Consider the following 9,878-nt stretch of genomic DNA (forward strand, 5'->3'; position numbering starts at 1 on the left):
TGGGCCCGAAGCCGCTGTTGTGAACATTCGCCGCTGGCGACGCTTCAACCTGGGGTCCGAATATCATTGCCCTGTTCACGCTCCTTCAACGAAGCGCCCGTTAGATCGAACGAGATGATCTCGGAGTCGAGGGACTCCGCCCGGAGGGGTAGAAGCCCCAAAATTGCAGTCACCTCTTCCGACGATCGACTTCGGTTGTTGCGCTCCACCGGAACCCTCACCGCGTCCCCAGCTCTCGAAGCGCTCTTTTCCGATGCGCCGCCCCCGGGTGGGCGTTTTCTCCGCCTCAACGAGAGCCGAGCAATCATAAGCAAATCCTAGAGACATCAGCCAGCGCAACTGTTTCGGCTCGATCCGCTCCACCAAACGCCGGAACTCCGTCTCTAAACATCTAGTGCCATGGCCGGGGTGTTGACGTGGTGTGCAGGCTGGACCGCTTGGCCTGTACCATGGTGCCATTCAAGCCGCCGGTGATCTGATTCAACCGGCCACCCCTTCGCCCGTGAGCGGTACCGTGATGTCAGGTATTGCGCCGGCGAAATCGAGAACGACGGCGCCAGCTAGCGGGCCAAGTTGGGTCGGGCGGAAGCGGATCAGGATCTCTAATAGAGCCCCGGGCAGAATGGTCTGATCAGTGAGCGGCCGTGGCTGCGGGTTGAGGCTGGCGACATTGCCGGCGAGGACCATGAATTCGGAGCTGGTCTGCCCACCTTCGTCCAAGACCTGGAAAGATTGGCCGAGCAGCGTCGCCGCAGCAACGCCGATATTGCTGATCTGCAGAGTACGGTACTGCGCTGCGATGGGCGGAAGCTGCGGATCGACGGGAAAGGCAGGGAAATCGATTCTCGACCAGTTCAGCAAAATGCTCGCCGTTGCCGGGCGAACGACTGCAACGAGATCGACGGCGATCGCCGGAGCGTTCGGCGCATTCGACGCGATCGTGAGTTGACCGGATGCCGTTCCAGGCTGGCTCGATGCGACGAACCGGATGCCAATGTCCACCTGGCCACCACCCGGAATCACGATCGGTACCGCGACTGTGGCCGCAAATGCCGGATGGGTCGTCTGCAGGCCTGTCAGCGTCAACGCGCCGCGCCCGTTGTTCGCGACGCGAAGCGGGAGGATGCGCTCCTCGCCTGCCGGAACGAGGCCGAAGGTCAGCCGGCTTAGAACGACTTCAATGAAGGGCGGATCGGCGGTCGCCAGGATTGGCAGGCTGACCACGCGGCCGGCGAGGTCGCGCGCTGTCACCCGGGTCTCGTGGAAGCCAGGGATAGTGGGGTCGAACTGAACTCGGAAATCGAGGAAGTTGCCAGTCCCGACCCGCGCCGGCAGCATCGGTGGATCGAATAGGCTCAGGCCGACATTTGAATTCTCGATGCGGATGTCGACGATGACCGCGGGCACAGAGCCGAAGTTTTGAATCGCGTCACTAAGCAGCGCCGGCTGCCCACCGGTCGGTAGTGAGAAACGCATCGCTGAACGGATGAAAGTCCAGTCCGGGATACCTTCGTCGACGTATTGCCGGGTAATCACATACAGATCAGGACCATCGAGAAAACAACTCTCTACCGGGCCGGACGATTCGAGCAGGTTGTCCGTGTGTTCCCGGAACAGGTCGCGCACGAACCCGGCGACACCGCCGACGTCGAAATCGAGCTCGCGATCATTCACGACGCTCGTCACCACGGTGTCTGCAATCGGGTCACCGAAGAGCCCGGCCCAGGCCGCAGTGGCGCCCAGGCCGGAGAGCGCCGGACTGAACAGATTCAGCACCGCCTTGAGGATGCCGGAACCGAGTACTGCCACCAGAAACGCCTTATCGAAGCTGACGTCGACGTCGACATCGAATGTGGCGAGATTGAGCCCGGTCTGCCGCAAATCCCACGTGAGCCTCCCGTTGTCCGTGACGCGTGGCGCAATCTCCATCGTCACCGTGCTCGGTGATCGCGTTTCCGCCCGGAAGTCGAACCTCTCAGTTGTCAGACCGATATCGACCGTGTGCGATCCGCGCACCGCGATGTGCGGCAAGGTCAGTTCGCCCAAGAACGCGCCCTGCTGGCGCCCGCTGTTGGAGACCCAGCTCAGATTCGACATGCGTATGCCAGTGAGACCAATGCGGTCGATCCTGTCGACGCCAAAGTCGTCGCCGAAGTCGAAATTGAACGCCTCGTTGATCTCATCGGCGACGTTGCCGGCAAATTCATCGACGTGCGGCTGAAGGAAGCCGCACGGGACGTAGTGGGCGACAGGGCGCGGATCGAGATCGTCCGGTTGCGTGATGGAAATCAGCGGCCGCACGGAAACGTTGATCCGGTCGTCGGCAGTCGTGAGGGTGTAGAAGATTATCGGTGGGAGGGCCCGCTCCACGCCGTCGATGTACAGTATCGTCCCGCCTCTCTCTTGCGCCTCCAGCAAGGGATCGTTGGCGACGATTTCCCACTCCGCCGCCTGGCCGTTTTCGTCCGGATTGATCAGCCTGATTTCGGCGTCCACACGTCCTTCCCGCGATGCGAGGGCGAGGCCGTGGCTGGCGAAGGCCCTGCGGAGGGCGAGGGTGAACAGCCGAGCGTTGAGCGCCGAGGCTGCGCGAGGCTTCAGTTCCATCATCACGCCCGGAACGAGAAGGTCGACGCGCTCGATGTTGTCGCCAGCTCTGGTCGAAAGAATGCTGAGCTGCGTGATGGCAGGCCTATAGAGCGGGAGCCGCCAAATCATGTCGGCGAGTCTGTTGTGGGTATACCAGTAGCCGAACCACCAGGGCAGCGGGCTGCTCCCTTCGGGGTACAGACGCAGATTGAAGACGTTGTTGAACACCGCAGACCGTAAGGTGTCTCTGGCCGTAGCGGCGTCCAAGAGTCCGCACGTCAGCCCGACGTTGTTGAACAGCGGCGTCAGAGGGAACCGGCGCCGCTGAAAGATCGGTGCATCGGCAGGCGCGTCGGCACGCGGCAGAAACGGGCCGGAGTCCTGGCTGAAGAAGTGGATCGGTTGGGACGTGCCGAAGCTGCGGTCGAGCCCCGCGCCCCACAGGTCGCGATACACCACGGCGCACGTCGCATTGGTCCGCCGTGCCAGGGCTGGCGCGAAACCGGTCGAGCGATCGACCTCGAGCACGCGCCGATCGCGCACCGACCCCAGGTTGGTGTCGATGACCGCCACGTGCAGCGCACCACCTCCAAACGCACAATGCACCTCTCCCCGACGCGCGTTCGCCAACGCTGGGCTGAAATGGAAGAGTGATTGGCCGCTCGCTCGCACAATCTGGCCGCCCGCCTGGGCGTCGGTGTCGTTCAGCGCTGCGCCGAAAATGTCGGTGATGCTCAGCGCGTCGACCTCCTCGAAGCTCCAACGCGCGCCGCGTTTGACCCCGGCGACGTAACGCGGTGATGCAGTCTCGTCGGCGACGAAGGCGACCACGCTGCGGTTGCCCGAATCGATGACGATGCGCGGACACGCGCCGATGTTGCTTGCCGCGATGCCCGGCAGCGACCAGAGGAGCGGCTGGACGCTCCACCCCGCGCCGGCGGCGGTGATCTCCACCAGGCGGAAGCCTCCGCCGGCGGCCGACACGCAGGTAACCAGGCGCGGGTCGCCATCGGTTTCGAGCGCCAAGTCGACGTCCACATAGGCGCTCTGGTCGTCGATCAACGTTTCTGTCCAGCGGCCATCGACCTGCCGCCGATACAGCAGCAGCCGGCTCCGCGGTCCAACGCCGTCCAGGTCCGTCCCGACGCCGATCGCGGCAATAACCGGTTGGCCCGTTCGCGGATCGACCTCGAGCGCGATCCGACTGCACCAAATCGCCTCCGCGACGCGCTCCGATCTGGTGCGCCCGTCACCGTCGTAGGGCGACATTTCGACATACATCAGTCGTCCCGCCGCGACGGCCGTCGGCTCGAGAGGTATATCCTGGATGACGCGCTCTTCCTTACCGGCGGCGTTGGTTACGCTCACTTCAACCGGCGTTGCCCGCACGAACAATTCGCGCAGCCTGTTTCCCACCCCACTGGCCTGCGCGGCATCCCTGTTTACGTGAGTCGCATGAACGTACGCGGCTCCGAGTGTGACGCCGTCCGGCAGGACTGCGACCGGCGCAGTGGGAGAGTAGGTCATCACGCCCAGGGCAAATTCCGGCCACCGGAGACGAAACACACTGTAGAGCGCTGCGATCGCGAGGAAGTCATCGCGATGTTCGGCGATGAAGGCGGCGATCGATCGGATCGCCCGCGTCGCGACCGGATCCGCCGGCGCCAGGTGTATCGGCGGCGCGCTGGGAATGGAAAGTCGCTGATACTCGGCGATCACGCTCGCCGCAAACTCTTCGTGCAGTTCAGCCGGATCGGTGATGTCGATCGACGTCCACGACACCTCGGAATCGCCAAGTTGCGTCCGGGCCAGCCTATGCCCGTAGTGTGACAGGAGCTGGTTCCAGTCTCCGGCGATAAAGGCCTCTACATCGTTGGCGCCGCCGCCGGCTGGGCCGATTGCGGTTCCATAGCTGACGTACGGTCGATTGAGCGTGTCGACCGCCAGCTCGTGACCATAGAGCGGAGACCCGAGGGCGACACGCTTGACCGGCGGATGGCGCCGGACGGCGATGGCGACCGTATGCGGCCGAATGTTCGGCCGGTCCGGCAGGCGTGCCGTCACTTCGATAACGCGATCCCCGGCGAAGGGCAAAGGGATGTTGCCGCGCCCGAAGGCGAGGCCGGCGCGGTCCGCAACGACGCCGTCGACTTCCACGATCGCCTGATCATCGGTGACTTCGCCGGCGAGCATCAATTCGAGCGCACTGGAATAGCCGACCCGCTCGCCGATTCCGTTGACGTAAAGCCTGGGCGCGTCGATCCGAATGCCTGGCGAGCCGGGAAAGAACGTTGAGAAGCTGTCGGTAACGACGGTCAGCGTGGCGCCGCTTTCGTCGACGGCAACAGGGTGCAATTCACGGTAGCGCGTCTGCTCATCGTCGAGCGCGAGGACGACCAGGTCGGCGGGAGCGAGCCCCGCGGCACGGACGGCTTCCGCGACATAGGGCAGGCGTAAGCGAGCCCCCAATGTGGGGGAGTGGTCCGAAGCGACGTGAACGGCCGGTCCGAAAGCTGTCTGGCCGGGCAGCAGCGGCGTTAGCGTTGCCGGGTCGCGCTCGCTCAGCGTGACCTTGCCCGCGTCACCAAGGTCTGCGGCGTCGAGCCGGATTGCCGCGCCAGCTTTGAGGCCCCTGAACAGGCTCTCTATCGCGAAACCGTCGCCGGTCCGTTCGGCAAGGTCGAAGACTACCCCTGTCGCTGGCGCCGCCGCGATGAACCTGAACGGAGCCGCTTTATCGCGCGCCAGGGCCCCCAGGTTGGCCTCCATTCGGACTTCGGCGCGCCAGGGGCTGGTCGACAGTAGCTTTCCGTCGATCCTATCCGAGAACCGCCGCGGCTTCGCTTTTGCACCGTCACGCAAGAGCGTGAAATCGACGGATATCTCTCGCAGCGATTCCGGTGCGATATTCACATTGAAGGTCAAGGCGTCCTTCGCTAGCGAGGCGCCATCGACAGCGATATCTGCAAGCGCGCCCAGATAGGCGCCCTTTATGCCGTGGAACGCAATTGAATCGAAGCGAAGAACCGCTGCCGGCGCACTTGGCGATTCGACCGCGCTGATCCGCAGTCTGAAAGCGCCATTCGAGGAACCGGTCCTGTCATTGTCCATCATCCCCCTCCTGCTGCTGTCGCTTCGGCGCCGGTTCCCCCCGACTGTCGGCTCGCCGGCCTGTGGGCGCTCTACCGCCGCGCCGCCTGCCTTCGCCGCTGCGCCTCCGCGATCCGGGCCTTTCCCTCCGAGCTCCGGGGGCCAGTCGACAGCCCGCCATGGACGCGGCACCGACGCTTGCCCGGTTCCACTCTCACGCCACGCGGCTGGCCAGCGGCCACGCTACCGCGGCGCCGCTGAGCAGCAATGTGAAGGTGCGCCGCTTCACTGCGTGATGCCTCCCGCGCTTTCAACAAGAAGGATAGCACACCTCAGTTACGGCAAGAGACTGTTGCGCTGCGGGATTTCAGTCTCGGTCATGACCACTCAGAGTCAACCACGGTCTTTAAGCGCGGCCGTGTAAATGTCTGCTCACGAAGCAGCCGTTAGTGGCATTTGTATTTTGGGTAAGTCTCGACCTACGCAGCACGGACTGAGCGTGGAGCTAAACCTTAAGGCAATCCTTTGCTTCCCTCAGATGCTGTTTGGGTCAACTGCTTTGTCATTGGGAAGCTAGGAGCAGCCCCGAAAGCACTCTGCCGTAGCTCCTGCTCAATATAACCAGCCGTCGAGTAGAAGCGGCGAGCCGTCCCGGTGCTCGTCAACGTGCATATTGCATTACCAAGCCCTCGTGCTCTTGTCTCAAGATGCGCCAAGAGCGCTCGACTGATCCCTTGGAAGCGGGCATCGGGCGACACGTAGTTCAAGGTAACCTCGCCAGTACTTGTGACGGCTCCCACAGCAAGGATTGTCTCCTCGTTGTCTATAGCGACAAATACGTGATTGTTCGGGTGAGAGATCCAGGCGGCAACGTTCTCTGGCGTCTTGTTGGCGAGCCATCTTTCAAGAATGGCCGTTTCATTCTGATGGTCGTCGATGCACAGTTCAGCAATGGAACGGCGCAGCACCTGACAGGCTTCGGCTGCATCCTCGACGCGAGCTCCCCGAATTTGCATGAGCCCGATCCTCATGACGGTTTCCTGCCCGCGAGCGGCAGGCCATAACGGGCGAGGAGAGCCGATGCTTCAGCACTACGGCCGAGAGCCGTGAGCGCCGCCGCGCAGGTCTGGGCAGACGCGGCCGTCCATGGGTGGTTAGCCTCAAGAACCTCTTCGTGAATGGCTAATGCGGCCTTGGCCTACTGCAGTGCTTCCTCGCTGCGTCCTGTCGCAAGAAGAAGAACTGCGAAGGTTCGCTGCCCACGCGCCGTAACAGGGTGACCATGGCCGAGCGTATTCTGATAAATGGCAATGGCCTCCCGGAAAAGCGGCTCGGCCTCCGTATAGCGGCCACTGTCAGTATAGTGACGGGCAAGATTGCCGAGCACGAGCGCGCGAGCCTGGACATCTCGATGCCGAGCACCAGGCCGACATGGCCGAGCCCGACCTCGGTCACCAGGCGCTGAAAGCCGAGGCGGCCTTCAGCTGTCGTTCCTGAGCAGCCGAGATCATCGTCAATGACCAGCCCCCGCTCGGGCGACCAGCCATAGTGGCGCGCCTGCTCCGCCAAACCATATTGGAGGCGCGTCGACTCCTGGTGGCGCTCGACCTGCTGGAGTGTCGACTGGCGCACATAGACGACCGCCAGACGCTCAAGGGGGCTGCTGTGGATCTTCTCGGGGAGGTTCATCTCAGGCTTCCGCACGAAGAAGTGCTCGCCGTGGTGCTCGTCGGTGACGTTGAAATGGCGGCGCATGAAGCCAATCGCCGGGTTCTTCGCGATATCGTATTCCTTGTCGGAGAAGACGAGCATCTTCACGCCCGTTGCAATCAGGAACGCGGCGAAGATGTAGAGAACCCAGGAAAACTGCGAAATCACCGCCGCACCGAAGCCGATCATAATCCCGCGCAGCACGATCACGCCGAGAATGCCCCAGAACAGCACCCGGTGCTGGTAGAGGCGCGGCACGGCGAAGAAGGAGAAGATCATCGCGATGACGAACACGTTGTCCATCGCCAGCGCCTTCTCGACCTCGAAGCCGGTAAGATAGCTCATGCCGGGCTCAGGGCCGATGTACCACCACACCCAGCCGCCGAACGCGAAGCCGAGCGCGATGTAGAAGGCGCTCATGAGAAGGCTTTCATGCACCCCGATCTCGTGGTGCTTGCGGTGCAGCACCCCGAGGTCGAGCACGAGGAGGGCGACGACGAGACCAAGGAAGGCTAACCACGTCCACGCCGGCTTGCCGAGCCAATCCGTGAACAGGAACGCCGGCCACGATTGTCTAGGGACCACCAAGGCACCACACGACGGTGTAGTTGCAGGCAACTGCCTACGGCTCATTGCGTGCTATGGATAGGCAATGTCGCTCTCCCTCAAGTGCCTCCACTTTGCGGGAAGACCTATCTGCGCCTCTCAGCTGCCTACGGAACTTCCCGCCGGTCGGTTGGATCATTGTTCGTCACGCTGCAGGGTCCGCTCTGTGTTCGGACCGGTGCACGCCCCAGCCTCATCCTAACTTGTTGGACATATGTAGAAGGCGCCATCAGCTCCGCCTCAAAACTATCCCAATCCGAAGGCCAATCCGACATTCAGCAGAGGACACTGACACAGCGTGTGCTGGTAGAGTGTGAAATCGACAGGGTAGGGGAGCAGCTTGGTTTCCAGAGCCAAGAGGCACCACCGTGCAGACGCAAGAAGCAAGAAGCGCGTGAACCTATTGGTCAGATCAACATCCGCGCTTCGGTGATTGATCTCGATTGCTTCGTGGAGTGGTGCGAGCGCAATCGCTACTCATACCGCGAGGGCTTCGGGGAGCTCGTGAAGCTGATCGATCGGGCCTGACACAGAAAAAGCCCTCGCGAGGAGCCACCGCGAGGGCAAGAGCTGGGCCCCGCTGAAGATCAAGGAACGCAGGGCTGAAGGCGACAATGGCGACGGCCCGGCAGGGTTCCGATGACCCAGGAGCAAGGAGGCGGGCGGCAGACCCAAAAAGAACCCGCCCGGCATGAAGCGACCGAGCGGGGGAGAGTAGGGGAGAGCCGGTGGGTCATACCGGCCCGGGTCGAGATTGCGCCTCGCCGGGTTAAGCATCCCTTTGGCGGATGGCACACAGACGGCCAGATCGAATGCCGTGGGTGCCCATCACCCGTTGCACCTGCACGGCCGACCATGTGCCGCCGTCATCGCGCGGTATGGATGACTTGATGTCCGATCAGGAGGATCGCCGGTCGGATGATCTATGACGAGCGGTTGCTCGGCTGCTTCTGCTGATCGGCTAGGCGGTCGAGTTCACGCAGAACCCAGCGTCGCGCCCGCTGCTCACTTTCTGGCTTGCTGGAGATCGTGAGAGTGACCCGCATTCCAGTGTGGGGATCGATAACCGTGAGTGGCATGGCCAGTCCTCCAACCGCTACTCAACTTGGTTCGAGATCAGGTTGTTTTATTGATCTTCACGGAAGTTGGGTAACGGAGAGGCCTGCGTGGCGAAAGAAGCTGACGATCATGTCGGGCCGGTGCTGGAGGCGATGGAATTCGCGGCGCACCAAGTGGTGCAGGGTGGCGACCGAGCCGGGCAGAGCGTTCTCCAGGGCCCGCTTGACGCGAGCATTGCACTGCTCCTCCGGATTGAGCTCTGGGGCATAGGCCGGCAGATACGCCACCGCGAAGTCCCGCGCGTGCGCGGCAATGAAGGCGCTCGTCGCGCGCGCGCGGTGGGCGTTAAGCCGATCCCAGACCACCAGCAGCGGCGTGCCGATCTGGCGACGGAAGTAGCGCAGGGCCTGGATCACGGTGCGGCTCGAGACGCTGGCCCGGAAGTGGCGCGCATAGAGCCGGCCGTCGGGCGTGATCGCGACCACGCTCGACACCTCGCGCCGCTTGCTGACGCGCCGCAGCACCGGCGTCATCGTGAACGTCACCGGCGTGCCCATGCGGGAGCAGCGGATTGCGGTGCTTGGCGCGGGCGGGGCGGGCAGTGGCATCAGCGCGCTGTTGCTGCGGGCCATGATTGAGGACGGCCTGCCGGAGGCCGAGGCCCACTCGCGCTTCTTCCTCATTGACCGCGATGGGCTCCTCGTGGAGGGCATGCCAGACATCCTGCCCTTCCAGGAACCCTTCGTGCAGCCGCGCAGCGCGGTGGCGGGCTGGACCTTGGAGCGCGAGAGCACGATCGGCCTCGGCGACGTGATCCGCAACGT

Annotated in this window: 7 protein-coding genes; 1 reads left to right on the plus strand and 6 read right to left on the minus strand. The window is 63.2% G+C overall.

Annotated elements, in window-relative coordinates; translation table 11 throughout:
- Nucleotides 1-480: 480 nt before the first annotated feature.
- The 6 genes from BN1233_RS41300 to BN1233_RS41320 form a co-directional block, all read right to left on the minus strand.
- On the minus strand, nt 481-5,703 hold the full coding sequence (locus BN1233_RS41300; RefSeq protein ID WP_147707848.1) for a choice-of-anchor D domain-containing protein: 5,223 nt from the start codon (nt 5,701-5,703) through the stop codon (nt 481-483).
- 68 nt (nt 5,704-5,771) lie between these two features.
- Complete coding sequence (locus BN1233_RS51530) at nt 5,772-6,008, minus strand: HGGxSTG domain-containing protein (protein ID WP_425311793.1); 237 nt, start codon at nt 6,006-6,008, stop codon at nt 5,772-5,774.
- 183 nt (nt 6,009-6,191) lie between these two features.
- Nucleotides 6,192-6,710: a GNAT family N-acetyltransferase gene (locus tag BN1233_RS41305; RefSeq protein ID WP_244471020.1), complete on the minus strand. Its 519-nt coding sequence runs from the start codon at nt 6,708-6,710 to the stop codon at nt 6,192-6,194.
- A gap of 151 nt (nt 6,711-6,861) precedes the next feature.
- Nucleotides 6,862-7,974 carry a TerC family protein gene (locus BN1233_RS46490; RefSeq protein ID WP_244471019.1) on the minus strand — a complete coding sequence of 371 codons (1,113 nt, stop codon included), beginning with the start codon at nt 7,972-7,974 and terminating at the stop codon, nt 6,862-6,864.
- Nucleotides 7,975-8,918: 944 nt separating this feature from the next.
- Nucleotides 8,919-9,074 (minus strand): hypothetical protein, encoded by a 156-nt coding sequence (locus BN1233_RS48080; protein ID WP_154678361.1) that lies wholly within the window; start codon nt 9,072-9,074, stop codon nt 8,919-8,921.
- Between the two features lie 57 nt (nt 9,075-9,131).
- Nucleotides 9,132-9,539, minus strand: coding sequence for a transposase (locus BN1233_RS41320; protein ID WP_187144498.1), 408 nt, complete (start codon nt 9,537-9,539; stop codon nt 9,132-9,134).
- Here BN1233_RS41320 and BN1233_RS41325 point away from each other — a divergent pair.
- Nucleotides 9,526-9,878 (plus strand): malic enzyme-like NAD(P)-binding protein (locus BN1233_RS41325; protein ID WP_280139489.1); only part of this gene is annotated, 353 nt, incomplete at its 3' end. The two genes, BN1233_RS41320 and BN1233_RS41325, sit on opposite strands and share 14 nt — an antisense overlap.

It is taken from the genome of Microvirga massiliensis (assembly GCF_001006805.1).
Taxonomy (GTDB): domain Bacteria; phylum Pseudomonadota; class Alphaproteobacteria; order Rhizobiales; family Beijerinckiaceae; genus Microvirga; species Microvirga massiliensis.

Bases quoted from the DNA above. Each gene is read 5' to 3' on its own strand.
- BN1233_RS48080 (WP_154678361.1), bottom strand. From the start codon at position 9,074: ATGCCACTCACGGTTATCGATCCCCACACTGGAATGCGGGTCACTCTC.
- BN1233_RS41300 (WP_147707848.1), bottom strand. From the start codon at position 5,703: ATGATGGACAATGACAGGACCGGTTCCTCGAATGGCGCTTTCAGACTG.
- BN1233_RS41305 (WP_244471020.1), bottom strand. From the start codon at position 6,710: ATGAGGATCGGGCTCATGCAAATTCGGGGAGCTCGCGTCGAGGATGCA.